This window comes from Bartonella sp. P12B (genome assembly GCF_055796185.1).
In genome coordinates this window covers 1-20,525 of record NZ_JBTTDI010000006.1, presented here as the reverse complement: position 1 = coordinate 20,525, position 20,525 = coordinate 1, and the positions used below count along the sequence as shown (strand labels likewise).

Here is a 20,525-nt window from a genome sequence, read left to right as displayed (position 1 = left end):
TCAAAATATCAACTGATATGTTGTTTCTCTCACAGTTTCATCAAAATACTCAAAAGAGTGATTTTTCCTCTTTGTTATATGTCTATAAAGGAACAAAAATACCAGATAAAAGAGATATTTTATTTTAATATAGCTCATTATAGTTATGCTAAAATAAAAATGATTGCTCTAACAGTCTGTGACAGTCTTAGCTTTTTGAAATAAGAAAAAACAATACTTTTATTTCTTAATGGTAAAGGATCTTAAAGAACTTTTCATTGATATTTGGAGATACCATGAATAATAAAGGACAAACAGATAACAGTTTTATGCAAATCCAAAAACCTTTTACACTTTTTGCAAAGTGGCTTGAAGAGGCAAAAGTAAGCGAAATAAATGACCCTAATGCTATGGCCTTAGCAACTGTTGATGAAACAGGTTTACCTAATGTTCGTATGGTTCTTCTCAAAGATTACAATCCGCAAGGCTTTGTCTTCTATACAAATTATGAAAGCCAAAAAGGACAAGAAATTCTAAAATCAATGAAAGCATCTTTAGGTTTTCATTGGAAATCGCTTCGCCGTCAGGTCAGGATTCGAGGAATTGTTGAAAAAGTCAGCACTCAAGAAGCAGATACATATTTTCAATCGCGACCGCGTGGTAGCCGAATTGGTGCATGGGCATCCAAACAATCTCGACCATTAGAAAGCCGTTTTGTCCTTGAAAAAGCAATTGCCCAATATACAACACGTTATGCAATTGGAAATATCCCGCGCCCCCCTTATTGGTCTGGATTTCGTGTTAAACCGCTTTCCATCGAATTTTGGTGTGATCGCCCATTTCGTTTACATGACCGCCTGCTCTTTACACGAGATTCTGTTGAACATGATAATTGGCAAAAGCAAAAACTTTATCCCTAATTCTTCAAACTTTCAAATATGAAGACTTTGTCTTCATAACGAGTAAATAACGCTGTGCAAAATAACGAGGAAATCATCAACTTCACTCTAAAATAAGGAATTAAAATTCTTCACTCTGGAACTTTGTTAATAAAAATTTTTTGCTCCCATATCACTTAAAAACAGTTTTAAGTATTCACCAAGTACGAAGCTATTTTCAGCAGTCCTTTAATGAAGTAATCAGCGATATTAAAAACAGAGCATAGAAAAGGTAATTTGGTCTTGCACATTTCAACCTTGATAACGTGAATGAATTGAATTCAAGTAAGAACGGCTGATTAAGATATCCTGACCCTCTTATTAAACAACAGGATGAAGTATCATCCATATACCACCGCATACTAAACCAGCAAAAACTACAAACCCAATAAATGAATTCGATTTGAAAAGTTTTAAGCATTGTGAGTTATCATCTATATCAAGGACTTTAATTTGAATAAACATATGAATACTTGCAACAAAAATCCCCAAAAAACTAAGAATGGGAACTTGTGCCAAATAAAATGCTAAACTGACAAAAAACACAAAACCACTATACAAAAACACCAAAGCACATTTAGTGGCTTTACCAAAAAGAAGTGCTGTAGAACGGACACCAACAGTAGCATCATCCTCCTTATCTTGATGCGCGTAAATTGTATCATACCCTATCGTCCATAAGATAGATCCTATATAGAGTGAAATTGGTGCCCAATTCAGGCTTCCACACACAACGGCCCACCCCATTAATGAACCCCAATTAAATGCAATACCTAAAAAAAACTGTGGCCAATCTGTTATACGTTTCATAAAGGGATATACTGCAACTGCTATCAATGATGAAATACCTAGAAAAAAACTATATCGGTTAAATTGCGATAAAACGCCCAAACCAACCAAACATTGCACCAATATAAAAACCTTTGCCTGAAACCGACTCACATGCCCTGTTGGTAATGGACGAGAACGTGTTCTCTCTACCTGAGAATCAATCTTATGATCGATAAGATCATTCCAAGTACATCCTGCCCCTCGCATCGCTATAGAACCTAGAAAAAAAAGAAAGAGATACCAAAACCAATGAAAGAGCATTGATAAAAGAGGATGTTGATGCACGTCATAAGAGAGAAAGGCCATTGTTGTTGACCAAAAACAAGGCCACATCAACAATTGCCATCCAATAGGTCGATCCCAACGTGCCAATTGTGCATAAAACCACAAAGAAGGTGGTAGAAAATGGTAAACCCATTGTTTGGAAGATGCATCCATCACGCGTCCCCGCCTCTTACAGGATTGAACATGTGCAATATTTTTACTTTTTTTCATCAAATAACTCTACCTTTAGTCTTGCGATACAGGTATTTCATTCTTATGACAAGAAAACACATTTAATCATCTTCTATGATAGGAGCAAGCAATGAACATCCTTCTTATCGGCTCAGGTGGACGAGAACACGCTTTAGCATGGAAAATAGCAGCATCACCACTGTTAACAAAATTATATTGTGCTCCTGGAAATCCTGCAACAATGAAACTGGGTGAAAATATTGATTTGAACATTAATGATCACCTTCTCATCATTGACTTTTGTAAAACACATTCTATTGACTTTGTGATTGTTGGGCCAGAAGCACCACTCGTTGCTGGTATAACAGACTCTCTTAATAATGCTAATATATGCGTATTTGGACCGACTCAAAAAGCTGCTCAGTTAGAGGGGTCAAAAGCTTTTACGAAGGATCTATGCCGTCAAAATAACATTCCTACAGCTTCCTACCAGTGTTTTAATGATGCTGTAAAAGCCAAAGCCTATATCCGTCAACAAGGGGTTCCCATTGTTATTAAAGCCAACGACTTAGCTGCCGGAAAAGGTGTTGTTGTTGCAACAACTCTGGAGGAAGCATTTAACGCAGTTGATATCTGCTTCAAAAGTACCTTTAGTCATGTAGAAAAAAAAATTGTTATAGAATCTTTCCTTGAAGGTGAAGAAGCAAGCTTCTTCTGTCTTTGTGATGGTAAAATCGCTCTTCCCTTTGGATCTGCACAAGATCATAAACGTGTAGGGGATGGTGATATTGGCGCAAATACCGGTGGAATGGGAGCTTATTCACCAGCTCCAATCATGACTAAAGAAATGGTGAATCGTACCCTTAAAGAAATTGTTGAACCAACTCTATACAGTATGAACGCAATGGGGGCCCCCTTTAAAGGTATTCTCTTCGTCGGATTAATGATAACGCAAAAAGGGCCTGAATTAATTGAATTTAACGTACGATTCGGTGATCCTGAATGTCAAGTTTTAATGATGCGCCTTGAAGAGGATATTCTGCCACTTCTTCTTGCAGCGGCTCAAGGAAATCTTGAAAAGAAATCTCTTCAATGGTCTGAAAAAACTGCTTTGACTGTTGTTATGGCCGCCAAAGGTTACCCAGATTCACCTCAAACAGGTACTGTTATCCGCAATCTTGACACAGTAAATGCTTTGCCTGATGTGAAAATTTTTCAAGCCGGTACTGCATTGCGTAATGGAGAACTCATTGCGAATGCGGGACGTGTTTTAAATATAACAGCAACGGGAAAAACCGTTACGCAAGCTCAAAAACGCGCCTATGAAGCTGTCGATTCCATTGATTGGCCAGAAGGTTTTGTCCGCCGTGATATCGGATGGAGAGCTGTTGCACGAGAGACTTAAACACTTTGAATATTTCTTTTTATGATTTAATCATTTCGCATAAAGAGCATGATGCATAAATCTGCTAACTGTTTTATATTTCTTGTTTTTTTGGAAAAAATAGTAAATTTTCTTTTTAAAAAATGAAATATTATAAATAAGCTCTTCACGCCCACCAGATAAAATGAAATTAAACAGATTTCGCAGCAGGACTACGGCATTTTGGATCCACCATTTATAAAGAAGCTTTGCATATTCAAGATTCAGAACAAATGTCACGGCCTGTTACTCTCTTCGCCTAGAGAAAACCACGAATTTCTTCTCTTATCACTGAGCAATGCTTTAAGGATACTGCAAAGTCAAAGAAACACCTCTAACACAAGTGCTTATTGCAAACCCATCTTGTCAAACAAAGCTCTCATTACAACCAACGAAATATAAAATAAATGCATATCGTCGTACTATAGAAACAAATGAATGCCTATCATCAATACGGCTGTAGAACAACCCGTTTACCGATCACCAAACGTAAACCCAGTGAATTGCTATAACGAAGTAAAAAACGCTTTTGTTTAGAATGCAATGTCATACAAAAAAAACGACGCAAATCAAAACGATCTTTAACAACCATGATGCGATTATCTTCATCAATCATAAGCATAGGAAGGTCATAAGTATCTGCCCATAATCGCCAATCTAGCAGAACATTATTCAAATCTCTAGAAACTAAAAGCGGGATGCATACTTCCTCATCTGTATGAAACAACTCTAACGCAACGGCTCTTTCACCTGAACGCATTTTTACAGTGCGTGCCGCAATTCCTTTAAAATGATAAGATGGTACTAAATGTGATAAACTTGAGGGAGTGTCTGTTTTAAACAAAACACCACGTTCACTTAACGAACAAATTATTTTATTGCCCGTTTTTGATGAAAAATATGCCGTTGTTTGTGGCAAATGGCACGGATCTAACCGAAATTCAAGCACCGCTTTTGCCTGATTAAAGCATTGATTAGCCATAGACAGTGTCCCAATTTATCTTAAACAATATACACCTTTTAACAGCTTTTCGCCATTGGATTATTAAAAGATGGAATAAAAAAACAACTGGTTTCTTTTTTGGTTATTAAAATCTAAATAAAAAGGCATGATACACTGCACCTCTCTTTAAATCATAATATTTTTCCAGGATTCATAATCCCTAAAGGATCGAGCATTTTCTTAAGCCCCTGCATAATATCCAACGCAACAGATGATTTGAAAGTATGAAGTTCCTCACGCTTAAGTTGACCAATTCCATGTTCAGCAGAAAAAGCACCCTGATAGTGCATTACTAAATTATGGATGTGATGATTCATTCGTGACCATAACTGCAAAAATGCCGCAGTATCAGCTTTCACAGGTTGGGTTACATTATAATGCAAATTTCCATCACCCATGTGACCAAAACAAACCACCCGCGCACCTGGAGAAATCTCTTCAACAATACGTGCTGCTTCCGTGATAAAATCAGGGATAGAAGAAAGAGGGACCGCAACATCGTGCTTAATGGATGCTCCCGCTAACTTCTGTGCAGATGATATACTTTCACGCAATTGCCAAAAAAAATCTTGCTGCTTTAAGGATTGCGCAATAACCGCATCCTCTATCATAGAATCCTTTAGAGATTCTTCCAAAATAACACTGAGCACTGATAATGCTTCACCATCACTCTGCAATGATGAAATATTGATCAATACATACCATTCATGCTCATGCTCAAGAGGAGACCTGTCACACATCTTATAGTCTAAAGCCATTTGCAAGCTGAGTTTGCCCATAAGCTCAAAACCAGTCAACATCCCCCCTCCGTGATTTTGAGCAAGAGATAAAAACTCTAGAGCTCTCGCTGGACTGTGTAAACCTACCAAAGCAACTGCTTTTCCTTTGGGCTTTGGAAAAAGCTTTAAAACAGCTGCTGTTATAATGCCTAAAGTTCCTTCGGCCCCAATAAAAAGATTTTTCAAATCATAACCGCTATTATCTTTTCTTACAAAACGTAAATCATCCAAAATACGACCATCAGGTAAAACGACTTCCAAGCCAAGACAAAGTTCTCGCATATTGCCATAAGCTAAAACAGCGGTCCCTCCAGCATTAGATGAAAGATTTCCCCCTATCTGACACGAACCTTCTGAAGCCAAAGAAAGAGGGAAAAAACGACCTAATTTATCTGCTTTTTCCTGTAGATCCTGTAAAATAACACCCGCCTCCACCACAGCAAAATTACCCTCAAGATTTATACATCTTATCTTGTTTAATCTTTCCATGGATAAAAGAATACTCTTTCCACTCCCGTCTGGTTGTTGACCACCCACAAGACCTGTATTTCCCCCCTGCGGCACAATCGGTGTGCGTGTTTGGCTAGCTAATCGCATAATTGATGATATTTCTGTACGAGAAGAGGGACGTAAAAGTAATGGTGTTTTTCCATGAAAAAGTCCGCGTTCTTCAAGCAAATAAGGAGCAATCAACGCCTGATCTGTTATAGCGTGTGCTGTACCAACAATGCTTCTAAATCTTTCAATTAATTCCTGCTCCATCTTCATTTCTCTCTTGGAGCCGCAGCACGTATGAGACGGTCGTTAATAGCCTCACCTAATCCGTATGAGGGTATAGGTTCCACCGCAATCGATTTCACCTTGAATGAATCCAATTCTCTCATGTATTGAAATAAATGAGAGGCTGCCTCTTCCAATTGTCCACTTTCGCTAAGATTTAAAATTGAAACAGCATTTCCAACCCCCATAATACGTTTGGGACCAAATGCTAAAAGCGCTTCATCACTTTCTACCTCTTGCACATTCAAACGAAGCGCTGCATTGGGCGCATAATGCGATTTTAACATCCCTGGTGCCTCAATCATCGCCCGTTGATCTATGCGTTTCAGGGACTTCCCCGAAACCTTCTCAATTTCTTCAGCCGCAAGCCCTCCTGGACGCAAAAGATAAACACTTTCACCACAAACTTTAATAATTGTTGATTCAAGTCCTATTTTAGAAGGTCCTCCGTCAAGTATCAAAGGAACTGATTTCCCTAAAGATGCGAAAACAGCTTCAGCGGAAGTAGGACTAAGACGTCCCGATTGATTCGCACTAGGAGCAGCAAGAGGACGACCAAAACAGCGTACAATTTCTGCAAAACAGCTATCTGGAAAACGGATAGCTAATGTATTCAAACCAGAAGTGGTTAAAGGATGAATATTATGTTGTGCCTTTAAAGGTAGAACTAATGTCAAGGGCCCTGGCCAAAATGCTTCCATAAATTGACGCGAAAGAAAGTCAATTTCAACGTAGCGTTCCGCCATATCGATGCTGCTTACGTGAGCAATAAGAGGATTAAATTGTGGACGCTTCTTAATGGCAAAAATAGAAGATACTGCTCTTCCATTGGTTGCATCACCTGCCAATCCGTAGACAGTCTCTGTCGGTAGAGCTACTAACTTCCCCTGTTCAAGAAGTTCAACCGCCTTCTTTATCGAAACACTATTGAGAGGATAAATTGTCATGACATATCATCCCTGTAGCGCTCTTTGAGTGGTGCAAAACTATAACGATGTAATCCCACAACGGGCCCATATTTATCAAGAGCTTCACGATGCGTTAGCGTTGCATAGCCTACATGCTTCTCTAAACCATAATCTTTATAAACTTGTCCCGCACATTCCATCATTCGATCCCGCGTTACTTTAGCAATAATCGATGCTGCTGCTATTGAAATCGAACGTTGGTCACCTTTAATCAAAGCAGTCGCTGGACATGGTAGCTCAGATGGAATATCACGTCCATCAATGAGTGCATAATGAACTGGAACTGCTAATCCTGTAAGACAGCGACGCATGGCTTCTAAAGTTGCTTTTCTAATATTAGACTGATCAATCGTACGGGCGCAAAGACTAGCAAGCGAAACCGCTAATGCACTTTGCAAAATTTCATTATACAATTTCTTACGTTGTAGAATAGAAAGTTTTTTTGAATCATTCATCCCCTCAGGAATACGGTCTTTATCCAAAATAACTGCTGCTGTTACAACAGGCCCTGCAAGCGGACCACGTCCTACTTCATCAACGCCGGCTATATGAAAAAAACCCTGTTTCTGCAAATCCAATTCATAGGAAAAATTTGGTTGAAGTGGTACATTAAACATTTCTGATAAATCACAAATATAATAAAATAGACATCCATTTTTGCAAACTGTCTGTTTTTTGTAAGCCGTATAGTAAAAATAGATTAGCAAATAGCCTCATAAACTCCTGTACAAGGACAGAAATAAAAAACCACTTTTAGAAGTCTTCTACACTGCTAGCCGATTCTTCCTGCTTAAATATTAGCCTAACATGGGGCAATTTGATCGGAAAAAAACAAAAAATATCTCTTCTCCGTATAGCTTCTCCCTTGCACATAATAAAATCGTTACCAAACAAAATTTTTACCCTCATAGTTTATCTCTCAAATTTTCCTAAAGTCATGATAGGTTTTACAAACCAATTTGGATACATCGATTTAATAAAAAGAGCTGCCCTTTTGGCTGCTTTTTGATCTTTAAAAATACCAAAGCAAGTTGCCCCTGTTCCAGACATACGAGAAAAAAGAGAACCACACTCATCTAAAAGCGATAATACTTGTGTTAATTGCGGCGCGATTTTTAATGCAGGAAGAAAAAGATCATTACGCGTTTCTCGTAAGGCTTCAACTAATGAATAAACTGTTTTCAGAGCGGCTACATCAATTTTCAAAGAAGAATTATCATGTTTCTCCAAAGCCTTAAAAACAGCTTTCGTTGCAATTTGTTGTCCATGATTTACTAACACCATTGCAAGAGAACAAGCTTCTGGTAGTGGTATAATATCTTGACCAATTCCTTGCACAAAAAGCGGCTGCTGATATTCTAATGCAAAAAGACACATTGGCACATCAGCACCAAGAACTAAGCTCATTTCTGCTAATTTTTCATAAGAACAATCAAGATTCCACTGTTGACGCAATATGCTTATAACACCGGCCGCATTACCTGAACCGCCTCCGATACCTGAAGCAACAGGTAATGTTTTAACAAGCTGAAAAAAAGCAGGTTTCGCTTTTCTAGGAAATGTCTTGCACATAAAATCACGTGCGCGAACAACTAAATTATCTGCATCAGAAACAAGATTTTTAGAAAATGGACCTTCTAAAATAAAGCGATCACTTTCACAAGGAGCATAACCTAGACAATCACCGCTAAGACTAAAATAAACCAAACTTTCTATTAGATGATAACCATCGGCACGTTGCCCAACAACATGCAAAGCTAAATTTAACTTAATAGGTGTAAATACATAACCCTGCACTTTGAACAAAGTCCGTACATCCGGTATCATCTAAGGTAATATGCACCTGTACATGAATCTTTTACCAACGCGTTTCCTTCTTTTATATTCGACTGAATTCTGTATAACACCCCCCTCGCATGTCCTCTGTCATCGTTTCCTTAAACAAAGAACAAATATGGGAAGCTATTATAAAACTGAACATACCCCATTCGCATCATTTCAACTTTTTTCTTACAATCATTCCTCGATAAAATTGCCCACTCTCTTAATTATTTATTGAATTGTATATCCAATCACAAACCATAACGTTGCCAAAGTGCACGCTCTTGTGCTGCCATCAATGCACTATCAACCGCTGTATAAGCTGCATGAGCAGTAATCCCTGAAGGAACTTTAGGTCCTAAAAGACTCTTTGGAGGTGTAATTAATCGAAGCTTGGTATCATCCCCAAACCGCTCTTTAATAACAGAACGCACATCATTCAATCCATCAATGAGTCCAAGTTCAACGCTTTTCTTTCCACTCCAAAACATTCCTGTAAAAATATCTGGATCATTTACTAACTTCTCTGCACGCCGCTCCTTAACCAAATCAATAAAAGTTTGGTGAACTTCGAGTTGTAAAGACTTCAAATGCTCAATATCTGCCTTCTTTTCAGGCTGAAACGGATCTAACGTAACCTTGTTCTTTCCTGCTGTGTAAACACGCCGTTCAACACCAATTTTCTTCAAAAGTTCAGGAAAACCAAAGGACGCTGCAACGACTCCTATAGAACCAACAATCGAAGAAGGATCAGCAAAAATCTCATCCCCCGCACAGGCAATCATATAGCCACCTGATGCCGCTATATCTTCAACGAATACAAGCACTTGTTTCTTTTTTTCCTCCGCCAAATCACGAATACGCTTGAAAATAAAACGTGATTGGACAGGTGAACCTCCAGGAGAATTGATAAGAAGCGCAACAGCTGGAGCTTTTTTGTGTGCAAAAGCCTTGTCTAAAAGATTAGCACATCTGACTAATGAGAGTGAACGCGCGACCGGACTTGTTGAATCCATAATTGTTCCATGAAGACGCACTACAGGAATTTCAAGTGTATTAGAATAAAAACGATGTGGAATAAGATTTTTGATATAGCCCATCAAAATAAAATTTCCTTTATGAGTTAGAAGCAACTAAAGAAACAAGGGCAAACAAAAGGATAAATATAACTGAACCAAAATGTGAGTACACAAGTCCAAATTGCATTTCCAAGAGAAAATTCACCCAAAATTAAATCCCTTTTTAAAGATTCAATCTGATTCTAAATAATAAATTGAAAAACGCAAGATATTATTAAAAAATTTCCCACAAGCTCATACGCCCATTATTAATTGCATCAACCCGCGGTGAAAAAGCATCATTATTTTCCTCATGCATAATCAACGGAGGTAAGAGAGATAAAGCCGCTTTACTTCCCCGTTTTGCATAAAGTAAGATACGCATTGCCGACTTTGTAGCACGAGCATGAACGGGAATTATACAAATCCCACCAAAACGCCCTTCTAAAGCGTACAAGATATCACTCAATGAATGCGGACGTGCAATTAACCCTAAATATCCGCTTGGCTTAACAATTGCCGCAGCACTCCGCAACCAATGATCAAACATCAATTCAGACATAACACGTGCTTCCAACTTTTGTTTATCGGGTGTTTTGCGATCCATAGGGCTGTTAAAAGGCGGATTCATAATCGCAAAATCAAAAGAATTATCCGCCAATCCTGCTTTTAAGCGATTCTTACCTTTGCACGTGACATCTGCTTCTAATAAACAAATTCTCTCAGCAAGTTTTTCATTTTGTTTTAGCATAAGCGTTTTTTGCGCGTAAGATATCATAAAAGCTGACCGTTCAACTAATGTAACATGAACGTTTAGACAACGCGAAGCAACTGCCAACCCCGCCGCTCCAGCACCAGCGCCTAAATCAACAACCTTTCCTTTTAAATTGTTGGGAACCAAACTGGCTAATAACATAGCGTCCATGCCAGAACGATGACCATATTTACGGGGTTGAACCAAATAAAACTTTCCGCGATGAAAACTATCAATTGTTTCATCACTCTGATTTGTTGTTTCATCCATTTGAAAGTCTAATGTTCCTCTTTAATAAGTTCATTTTTTCCTATCAATTGCTGTTTAAATAAAAATATTTCAAATTTTTCTTACAACTTCATAACAACAAAATTACATAAGCTTAAAAAATATCCTTTGCAAATACCATCCCAAACTTCCACTCCAAAGCAACATCAAAAGCTTGTGTCAAAGTAAAAGCCCCTTTATGCTAGTGGGAAAAATAGAATCCATATATGTCCATTGCAATACTCTAAGGAGTAAACACATTGAGTGTCGTTAAAAAAATAAATCAGACAGAAAATAATCAAAACTCTCTTCAATCTCTCATCAATCTTACCCAACATGATATGGAACAGGTCAATCAATTTATTCTTTCCATGGCAAAATCAGAAGTTGAAATGATTCCTGAAATTTCTACTCATCTCATCTCATCAGGTGGGAAACGATTACGCCCTATGATCACATTAGCTTCCGCTCATATGTTCGGTTATCAAAGTAATGGGCATATAAAACTTGCAACAGCCGTTGAATTTATGCATACCGCAACCTTGTTACATGATGACGTAATTGATGAAAGTGATTTACGACGTGGAAAATCTACTGCACGGGTGATTTGGGGAAATCAAGCAAGCGTACTCGTTGGTGATTTTCTTTTAGGACAAGCTTTTAAAATGATGGTTGATGTTGGGTCTATAGAAGCACTTTCTGTTCTAGCAAACGCTGCTGCAATTATTGCTGAGGGAGAAGTTATGCAACTTTCTGCGGCAAAAAATATAGAAACCAGCGTTTCAGACTATCTCAAAATCATCAACGCAAAAACAGCAGCACTTTTTTCAGCTGCCGCTGAAGTGGGACCAATTCTTGCTGGCTATAAAGAGAAAGAGCGCTCTGCATTGCGTGAATATGGAACATTGTTAGGATTAGCTTTCCAATTGATTGATGATGCTCTTGATTATGGTGGCACGTCTCAAAATTTGGGAAAAAATACAGGAGATGATTTTAGAGAAGGAAAAATTACAATGCCTGTTATTATCGCATATGCACGGAGTAACACGGTAGAAAAAGCATTTTGGAAACAAGCTCTCGAAAACGGCAATAATAATGATGAAGCCTTTGCTCACGCGCAACATTTAATAGAAAAATATGACAGCCTCACAGAGACAATAGAGAAAGCACGTATCTACGGTAAGCGCGCAATCGATACGCTTGCGTCGATAAACAAAAGCCCTGCTCGCAATGCTCTCATGGAGACTATTGATTTTTGTATTGCGCGTATAAACTGATTATTTGCAAGAATTATAATATTTTTCAATAAAGTAATTGGATATGATCTATAAACTATACAATCGATTGATTATCTTGAAAAGGATTAGCTCTATGTGCAGTGCAACAGTATCCCGCTTTTTTACCCTCTTTATCGCGGGTATCATGCTGATGCCCATGGTGACCTACAGTAAAATAAATGCCTCTACAAATACAGCATCATTTACAGGCGCCTATCTAGCTGGAAGGGTTGCAAATCGTGAAAATAAAACAAATCTTGCAATAAATTATTTTAAACAAGCCCTCACTTATAAACCTGATAATATCGAAACACAAAAAGAACTCCTTGAATCTATGCTCTCTGTTGGAACCTTCAAAGAAGCTGTTCAACAAGCAAAAAAACTCAAAGAGCAAGGTATCATAACACCCTTTGTTTCCTTAACCTTATCGATAGAAAGCCTCATCAAAAAAGACTATCAAAATGCCAATCTTCTTCTACAATTAAAAGCACCACCTAGCCCTGCTAATAATCCAATACCTGAACTTATCGGAGCGTGGGCCGCATTCGGGGCTGGACAACAATCTCAAGCAATCGCTGATCTTGAAAAAATTCAAGGTCCTGCTTGGTATGAACTTTTTATACGCTATCATCTTGCTTTGATGAGTGATCTGGCAAAACACACGCAAGATGCAAAAAAATATTTTACTCAAGCACTTAATAACCGACAAGGTCTCCTCATAGCTCCTAATACCTATGAACGTGTTGTCATAGCTTACGCCTCATTCCAATTGCGTAATAAAATGCGCAATCAAGCCATTCAGACTCTCAAGCACGGCGAAAAAATATTGCAAGGCCGCGAAATACTCAAAAATATTCGAGAAAAAGTGGAAAAAGGTGCTTATCTAGAGAGATTGGTTCAAACACCTCAACAAGGAGCGGGTGAAGTATTGTATAACTTTGGCACAGCTCTAAACCACAAAAACTCAGGACAAATTGCACGTATTTTCAAACAATTATCTTTAGTACTCTATCCGCAAAATGATGCAATATTGTTCCAACTAGCAAATATTTCTGCCAGACTAGATGACCTTAATCAAGCAATAAAGCTTTATAAAGCTTTATCACCTAGCTCCCCTTATTATCGAGGTGGGCAATTACGGCTTGCATTTATTCTTGCTAATAACAATAGGCACAATGAAGCCATCAAATTACTTAATGCATTAAAGAAAAGATTCCCCAATGATCGCCATATTTTGATAACGTTAGCAGCTGTTTATATGCAAGAAAATAAATTTTCTGAGGCTGCTAAAACTATGAACCCTGCTATTGCAAAAATAACCAATTTTCAACGTGATGATTGGCAGCTTTTTTATCAACGCGGTATCGCTTTTGAACGTCTACAGCAATGGCAAAAAGCTGAAATTGATTTGCGAAAAGCACTTGAATTCGTCCCCGATCAGCCACAAGTCCTCAACTATTTGGGCTATTCACTTGTTGAACGTGATCAAAAACTTGAAGAAGCGCTCCATATGCTGCAAAAAGCTTCCACATTACAATCTCAAAATAGTCATATCCTCGATTCTCTAGGATGGGCTTATTACAAGCTTAAGCAATATAACAAAGCTGTTCAGATATTGGAAAATGCTGTCAGGTTACAACCTGAAGATCCAACATTAAATGATCACTTGGGCGATGCCTATTGGCAAGTTGGACGCAAACGTGAAGCAATATTTCAATGGAACCACGCAATTGATGGAGAAGCAAAAAGCTCCAAACAAATTCGAAAAAAACTGAAATTCGGCTTACAATAAATAACAATACTTGACCATAACCCTACGAAACAATAGACAAGTGTAGAAAGTAAAGTCCTTTTGGTTGCTGTCTATTGATTAAATGTTAAAAGAGTATAAAGCGTGAAACTGCCTGAACATCTCAATCCAAAATATTCGTTTCAAGGACTTATCTTAACTTTGCAAAATTATTGGGCTCATTATGGATGTGCAATTTTGCAACCTTACGATATGGAAGTCGGAGCTGGAACTTTTCATCCAGCAACAACACTGCGCTCGCTAGGTCCTCGCCCTTGGAAAGTGGCTTACGTCCAACCCTCTAGACGACCAACAGACGGACGGTATGGTAAAAACCCAAATCGTTTACAGCACTATTATCAATTCCAAGTGCTTATCAAGCCCTCCCCCCCCAATTTACAAGAACTTTATATCAAGTCTCTAGAAGCTATCGGTCTTGATACAAAGCTTCATGATATTCGTTTTGTTGAAGATGATTGGGAAAGTCCTACCCTCGGTGCTTGGGGACTTGGATGGGAGTGTTGGTGTGATGGAATGGAAATTTCTCAATTTACTTATTTTCAGCAGGTTTGTGGCATTGAATGTGCTCCAGTTTCAGGGGAATTAACCTACGGGCTTGAACGCCTAGCAATGTATATACAGGGTGTTAATAACGTTTATGATCTTAACTTTAATGGTTTAGAGAACGAAAACAAAATAACTTATAGAGATGTTTTTTTGCAAGCAGAGCAGGAATATTCATACTATAATTTCGAATTTGCCGATACGAAACTGTTACACCAGCATTTTATCGATGCAGAACGCGAATGCATTGCACTTCTTGAAGCTGGAAAACCAAATAAAGAAAATGATCAACATCTGTGCGTTTTCCCAGCTTATGACCAATGTATTAAAGCCAGCCATATCTTTAATCTTTTACAAGCACGTGGTGTTATTTCTGTAACTGAGCGACAAAGTTATATTCTTCGTGTTCGCGATCTCGCACGCCGTTGTGGAGAAGCTTTCTTACTCACAGAAGCTGGTCAAATCACACTAAAGGAAAAATCGAATGTCTGATCTTCTTCTTGAACTTTTCAGTGAAGAAATCCCTGCGCGCATGCAACGAAAAGCTGCGGCTGATCTCAAAAAATGTCTTACGGAGCAGCTTGTAAAAGCAGGCTTAAATTATAAAGCTGCTCGAGAATATTGGACGCCCCGTCGTCTAACCTTAGACATACGAGGTCTTTCTCTATGCTCAAAAGATATTCATGAAGAACGGAGAGGTCCCAGTACAAAATCACCACAGCATGTCATTGATGGTTTTCTACGCTCAACGGGACTGAGCGATATTTCTGAAGCAGATATCGCACATGATCGTAAAAAGGGCGATTTTTATGTTGCAAAAATCATCAAAAAAGGCCGCAATGCAGAAGAAATTATTGCTGATATTTTACCAAATATTATTCATAACTTTCCATGGCCGAAGTCTATGCGTTGGGGCAAAGATTCAGCAAAAAATGGGGCTCTGAAATGGATTCGATCTTTACAAAACATTCTTTGCGTCTTTGGACCAGAAATTGGTGAAACACATGTCATCCCGTTCACCATCGGTTCTCTCAAAAGCAATAATCTAACCTATGGTCATCGTTTCTTAAGTGAAGGAAAACCATTCCAAATCCGCCGCTTTGATGATTACATCAGCAAACTTGAGTCCCATAAAGTTATTCTCGATGCAGAAAGGCGAAAAGATATTATTTTGGCGGATGCCCAAAATCTTTGTTTTGCAAACGGTTTAGAATTGATTCAAGATAGCGCCCTTTTGGAAGAAGTTGCAGGCCTCGTTGAATGGCCTGTGGTCCTTATGAGTAATTTCGATAAATCTTTTCTTGATATACCTCCAGAAATTATTCGTTTGACCATTCAAGCTAATCAGAAATGTTTTGTAACGCGCAAACAAAGCGAAAAGATCAAACTCTCTCATCATTTTATTCTCGTCTCTAATATCCTTGCAAGCGATGAAGGCAAGGAAATTTCTAAAGGAAACAGTAAAGTTGTCTGTGCTCGTCTTTCCGATGCTCTCTATTTTTGGCAAACAGATCAACACAATTTGCCCGATATTAAGCATTTAGAATCTTCTGCAAAAAAACTTGATCTTGATTTGAAAAAGCCTCTTGATCAAAGAATGGCACGATTGGATCATTTAAATGTAACTTTTCATGCAAAATTAGGTACACAAGGGGCAAGGGTAGAACGCATCACTGCTTTGGCACAAAAAATTGCCCCTTTGGTGCAAGCGGATTCGCTTTTAGCTAAACGTGCTGCAGTGCTTGCAAAAGCTGATTTGCAAACAGAAGTTGTCGGAGAATTTCCTGAACTACAAGGTCTCATGGGGCGAAAATATGCCCTTCTTCAAGGAGAAGATCCCCGTGTAGCTGAAGCAATTGAAGATCATTATAAACCCCTAGGCCCCAAAGATCGTATTCCGCAAGAACCCCTTGCTATAACAATTGCACTGGCCGATAAAATTGATACGCTTGTTGGTTTTTGGCTAATAAATGAAAAACCAACCGGCTCAAAAGACCCTTATGCATTAAGACGAGCAGCATTGGGAATTATTAGACTTGTTCTTTTGCGTGACTGGAAAATTAATCTCATGCCCCTGTTTAGTTTGGCAGCAAATCTTTTCTTACAACAAAAAAATAAAAATGAAGCATTTCAAAGAGGAAATACGCAATTACAAAATCTATTTATGGAAAAAACAGAAGAGATTTTATCAGATCTGTTAGTGTTTTTTCATGAACGTTTGAAAATCTATCTAAAAGAGGAAGGTGCTCGTTATGATACTCTTGAAGCAGTCTTGAATAAAAAGGCTGATGATTTTTTGTTAATTGCTCGCCACGTCGAAGCACTGACTGCCTTTATCAATACACATGATGGGAATAACTTTTTAGGTGCTATAAAACGTACTGTGAACATTCTTGAAAATGAAATTCAAAAAGATACAGTAATAGCAAACAAAATTGACCCTGAGCTCTTTATTGAAACAGAAGAAAAACAACTTTATCAAGCAATCATTGAAATAGAAAGTAAAATTCCTCATCATATCAATGCAATAGACTTGTCACTCGTACTCAATATACTAGCTCCACTCGGAGAATTTATTGATACATTTTTCGAAAAAGTATTGGTGAATGATAAAAATCCCAATATTCGCACTAACCGTTTTGCTCTTCTCAAACGTGTCCATACCATTACAACAGAAGTAGCGGACTTCTCGAAACTTGTAATTTAAAACCTAAAAATCCTATAAATTGAAAAAATAATATTAAACTTTTGTGTGATGTTCATAAGAACCCAATAAGCAGAAAACATGTTTTTTAAGAACACAAAGAGATTATAAACATCTTTTTGCGAGATATCAAAATTCAACTCTTAAAAAAACAGAGGATTTTTTCATCTCTCTTAAATTCAAAGAGGTAGACCAAATTTAGCCATACATTCTAATAAATTAGCGATTTATCAAACAAAAAATATGACTTTTCTATCATTTTATAAACTTTCTCTAATCTCACACTACATCTACCTCTTCTTGTTAAGAAAGTCACATACTATAGTAAAATTATGTAAGATGCACATATTGATCGTACTCAACGAAAGAATATTATGGAACTGACGAAACGAAAGAAATGTTAATCATTACAAAAATGCACTGACATAACCACTCAAATAATGTGCCAAGCTCATATATTCAACACGTTCAAAAAATAGAATATGGTAATAATTCCACACTGAAGAACGCTTGATCTTTATCAACAACCATAAAAAATGCCATCATATACCTTCCTATAACTGCTATATCAATACTGATAGGAAAAATATTAATCAAAACCAATGAGATAAGTTGTATCAACAATGGTTTCAGAAAAAAAATTGTAGAATTCTTGAAAAATTACTCGCTAATTTTTTTTCACATTTCTGAAACCACTGTATCGGTTAAAATACCTTTTATACTATCCTGCTCAGAAACAATGATCCTATAACAACAAGAAAAGACTGTTCTCTATTCTTTTATTACTCTAACAAACAATATCGCTTATAACTGCTTTGTAGATTCATCGACAAAAACACCCTTCAAGATGATCATTAACAATCCCTACCGATTGCATAAAAGCATAACAAATTGTGGGACCAACAAATGTCCAACCACGCCCCTTCAAATCTTTAGAAAGTCGAAGAGAAGAAGGTGTTATGGGATTAGCCAAAAGTGTTTGAAAATCTACCTTTTCATAACGTTCCGATTGTGGTGGTTGAAAAGACCAAAAATAGTGGAACAAACTCCCCCACTCTGTTATAATTTCCTGTGCTCTCAATGCATTATTAAGCACTGATTGAATTTTTCCTTGATGGCGAACAATACCTTTATTTTGCATCAACATTTGCACTTTTACTTCATCATAATGAGTAATTTTTTCAAAATCAAAGTCATCAAATGCATCTCTAAAAGAAGAGATTTTTTTTAAAATTGTCAGCCAAGAGAGCCCTGCCTGAAAACCTTCAAGACAAATTTTTTCAAATAAACGGCGATCTTCAAAAACAGGTTTTCCCCATTCATTATCGTGATAAGCACAATAAAGCGGGTCAGTCCCTGCCCATGAACAACGAACTTTTCCATCCGCTCCCATGAGAAGCCCTTCATCGAGCCTAACGTTTAACAGATTAAAAGAGTGTTCCTTGCTCATCTTTCTTCGACTTTAACCGTTTGGATTTTAAAGATCTGTTGAGAGCATGATCATGCGTTGAAACACTAATTTCACCATCAAAAAAACGTAATTTGATTTGCCCTGTTTCAGGAAACTGTACCAACCGTTTAATGGGCTTATTCTCTTTCCCCAAAGCCAAAACAAAGCCACGCTCTAAAATATTCTGATACGAAGTGCTTTTTAAAAGTCTAAACGCCACCTCTAGTTCAGCGCGTTTTTTTTCCATATTGCGCATAAAAGCATGATAAAAGCGTACGGTGTATTCCTTTGTATTGCGTTGTGCTTTTTCAGTATTCAGCAAACGTGGTGCAAAACGGATAGCAAGTGCGTGAAAATAAAAACGTTTTTTATCATAACTTACACAAAGAGCACGCTGTAATCGACCTGAGACTTCATCAAAACCACGCCGCGGCAAAGCAAAGAGTTGGTCAGCCGTTGGAAGAGCCCGTATAATAGCACGCAATTTTTGTTGATGAAAATCAAAATAACGCGCAATTCCCTTGTGCAAACGCGCACCAAAAGACGCCACATATATCTCGAGATCAAGCTTGACGGGTACAGCCTTTTCTGCTGCTGCTGTAGGGGTTGGAGCACGCCAATCAGCGACATAATCAATCAAAGTCCAATCTGTTTCATGCCCAACAGCAGAGATAACTGGAAGAGTAGATGCATAGACAGCACGAACGACAGCTTCATCATTAAACCCCCATAAATCTTCTAAACTTCCTCCTCCTCGTGCAACAATAATAAGATCAGGTTTTGGAACAAATCCTCCTAAAGGAAGTGCATTAAAACCTTCAATAGCAGCAGCCACTTCACGCCCACTTGTCTCTCCCTGAACCCGGACAGGCCAAACCACAATATGCAACGGGAAACGATCTGATATACGATGAATAATATCGCGAATAACAGCCCCTGTTGGCGATGTTACAACCCCTATAATGTTCGGCATGTAAGGCAAAGGTTTCTTTTTAGCTTCGTCAAACAAACCTTCATCCGCAAGCTTTTTCTTGCGATTTTCTAGAAGCGTCATCAAAGCGCCAACCCCCGTTGGTTCAAGTGCTTCAATGACAATTTGATATTTCGATGATCCTGTATAAGTTGTCAGTTTTCCAACCGCAATGACTTCCATCCCTTCTTCAGGAGGAAATTTGAGGATTTCCATAAATCCACGCCAAATAACAGCCTCCAACCGTGCCTTATCATCTTTTAAGGCAAAGTAAGCATGACCCGAAGCGTGAGGACCGCGATAACCTGATATCTCCCCACGCACCCGCACATAACCAAATTTCTCTTCAACAACACGCTTTAAAGCCCCTGCTATTTCTGAAACAGTAAATTCTGCTACATTTGTTGTACCTGTTTTTTCACCAAACAAACTTACCATTTTTCAATTCTTTACGCCATTTTCTGTGAATCTTTTTGAAACACAGCATACTTAATTTTATTTTATATCTTTACTCAAAACCCATAGCTCCAACTAGGATATTTGGATTTTAGCCTAAAACCAATTATCAGAGATGTAAATAAAACGAGGATCCATTGTATGAAAATTCATAGGACCGTTACTCCATCCTATAAAATTGTATCAACAACAGTTAAAATATTCAATCTTAATACCCACACCAAAACATCCTTAATGAGCATAGGATTTTTCTCTAAC

Annotated in this window: 16 protein-coding genes; 6 read left to right on the top strand and 10 right to left on the bottom strand. The window is 37.9% G+C overall.

All coding sequences use genetic code 11. The features are described 5' to 3' along the window. Window positions 1-275 precede the first annotated feature (275 nt). A complete protein-coding gene (gene pdxH / locus AC0QT1_RS05390) occupies window positions 276-899 on the top strand; it encodes a pyridoxamine 5'-phosphate oxidase (protein ID WP_473200835.1) in 624 nt (207 codons plus the stop codon). 339 nt (window positions 900-1,238) lie between these two features. On the opposite strand, the gene ubiA is transcribed toward pdxH, so the two are convergent. Then, window positions 1,239-2,243: a 4-hydroxybenzoate octaprenyltransferase gene (gene ubiA / locus AC0QT1_RS05385; protein ID WP_473200836.1), complete on the bottom strand. Its 1,005-nt coding sequence runs from the start codon at window positions 2,241-2,243 to the stop codon at window positions 1,239-1,241. Between the two features lie 91 nt (window positions 2,244-2,334). Here ubiA and purD point away from each other — a divergent pair, with 91 nt between their 5' ends. Continuing rightward, window positions 2,335-3,609: a phosphoribosylamine--glycine ligase gene (gene purD, locus AC0QT1_RS05380; protein WP_473200837.1), complete on the top strand. Its 1,275-nt coding sequence runs from the start codon at window positions 2,335-2,337 to the stop codon at window positions 3,607-3,609. A 466-nt stretch (window positions 3,610-4,075) separates the two neighbouring features. Here purD and AC0QT1_RS05375 read toward each other — a convergent pair whose 3' ends face one another. The 7 genes from AC0QT1_RS05375 to AC0QT1_RS05345 form a co-directional block, all read right to left on the bottom strand. After that, window positions 4,076-4,609: a DUF6101 family protein gene (locus AC0QT1_RS05375; RefSeq protein ID WP_473200838.1), complete on the bottom strand. Its 534-nt coding sequence runs from the start codon at window positions 4,607-4,609 to the stop codon at window positions 4,076-4,078. A gap of 152 nt (window positions 4,610-4,761) precedes the next feature. Further along, entirely contained in the window at window positions 4,762-6,171 is a 1,410-nt protein-coding gene (locus AC0QT1_RS05370) for an FAD-binding oxidoreductase (RefSeq protein WP_473200839.1), read from the bottom strand. A 2-nt stretch (window positions 6,172-6,173) separates the two neighbouring features. Further along, window positions 6,174-7,136, bottom strand: coding sequence for an L-threonylcarbamoyladenylate synthase (locus AC0QT1_RS05365; RefSeq protein WP_473201800.1), 963 nt, complete (start codon window positions 7,134-7,136; stop codon window positions 6,174-6,176). Further along, window positions 7,133-7,774 (bottom strand): ribonuclease HII, encoded by a 642-nt coding sequence (locus tag AC0QT1_RS05360; RefSeq protein WP_473200841.1) that lies wholly within the window; start codon window positions 7,772-7,774, stop codon window positions 7,133-7,135. Before AC0QT1_RS05360 ends, AC0QT1_RS05365 begins: the two co-directional genes overlap by 4 nt. A gap of 295 nt (window positions 7,775-8,069) precedes the next feature. Next, window positions 8,070-8,984 (bottom strand): 4-(cytidine 5'-diphospho)-2-C-methyl-D-erythritol kinase, encoded by a 915-nt coding sequence (locus tag AC0QT1_RS05355; protein ID WP_473200842.1) that lies wholly within the window; start codon window positions 8,982-8,984, stop codon window positions 8,070-8,072. Between the two features lie 245 nt (window positions 8,985-9,229). Further along, the gene (locus AC0QT1_RS05350) at window positions 9,230-10,078 is read right to left on the bottom strand and encodes a S49 family peptidase (RefSeq protein ID WP_473201835.1); all 849 of its coding nucleotides are present in this window, start codon (window positions 10,076-10,078) and stop codon (window positions 9,230-9,232) included. Window positions 10,079-10,271: 193 nt separating this feature from the next. Then, a complete protein-coding gene (locus AC0QT1_RS05345) occupies window positions 10,272-11,060 on the bottom strand; it encodes a tRNA1(Val) (adenine(37)-N6)-methyltransferase (protein WP_473201799.1) in 789 nt (262 codons plus the stop codon). A gap of 257 nt (window positions 11,061-11,317) precedes the next feature. Here AC0QT1_RS05345 and AC0QT1_RS05340 point away from each other — a divergent pair, with 257 nt between their 5' ends. The 4 genes from AC0QT1_RS05340 (at window position 11,318) to glyS (ending at window position 17,394) form a co-directional block, all read left to right on the top strand. Further along, window positions 11,318-12,334, top strand: a complete 1,017-nt coding sequence (locus tag AC0QT1_RS05340; RefSeq protein ID WP_473200845.1) for a polyprenyl synthetase family protein — start codon at window positions 11,318-11,320, stop codon at window positions 12,332-12,334. 94 nt (window positions 12,335-12,428) lie between these two features. After that, window positions 12,429-14,126, top strand: a complete 1,698-nt coding sequence (locus AC0QT1_RS05335; RefSeq protein ID WP_473200846.1) for a tetratricopeptide repeat protein — start codon at window positions 12,429-12,431, stop codon at window positions 14,124-14,126. A 102-nt stretch (window positions 14,127-14,228) separates the two neighbouring features. Then, window positions 14,229-15,179, top strand: a complete 951-nt coding sequence (locus AC0QT1_RS05330; protein ID WP_473200847.1) for a glycine--tRNA ligase subunit alpha — start codon at window positions 14,229-14,231, stop codon at window positions 15,177-15,179. Continuing rightward, on the top strand, window positions 15,172-17,394 hold the full coding sequence (gene glyS, locus AC0QT1_RS05325; protein WP_473200848.1) for a glycine--tRNA ligase subunit beta: 2,223 nt from the start codon (window positions 15,172-15,174) through the stop codon (window positions 17,392-17,394). The genes AC0QT1_RS05330 and glyS overlap by 8 nt, the downstream gene beginning before the upstream one ends. A gap of 820 nt (window positions 17,395-18,214) precedes the next feature. Here the strand turns inward: glyS and AC0QT1_RS05320 are convergent. Next, window positions 18,215-18,841, bottom strand: a complete 627-nt coding sequence (locus AC0QT1_RS05320) for a DNA-3-methyladenine glycosylase I (protein WP_473201798.1) — start codon at window positions 18,839-18,841, stop codon at window positions 18,215-18,217. Further along, the gene (xseA, locus tag AC0QT1_RS05315) at window positions 18,819-20,249 is read right to left on the bottom strand and encodes an exodeoxyribonuclease VII large subunit (RefSeq protein ID WP_473201797.1); all 1,431 of its coding nucleotides are present in this window, start codon (window positions 20,247-20,249) and stop codon (window positions 18,819-18,821) included. The genes AC0QT1_RS05320 and xseA overlap by 23 nt, the downstream gene beginning before the upstream one ends. Window positions 20,250-20,525 lie beyond the last annotated feature (276 nt).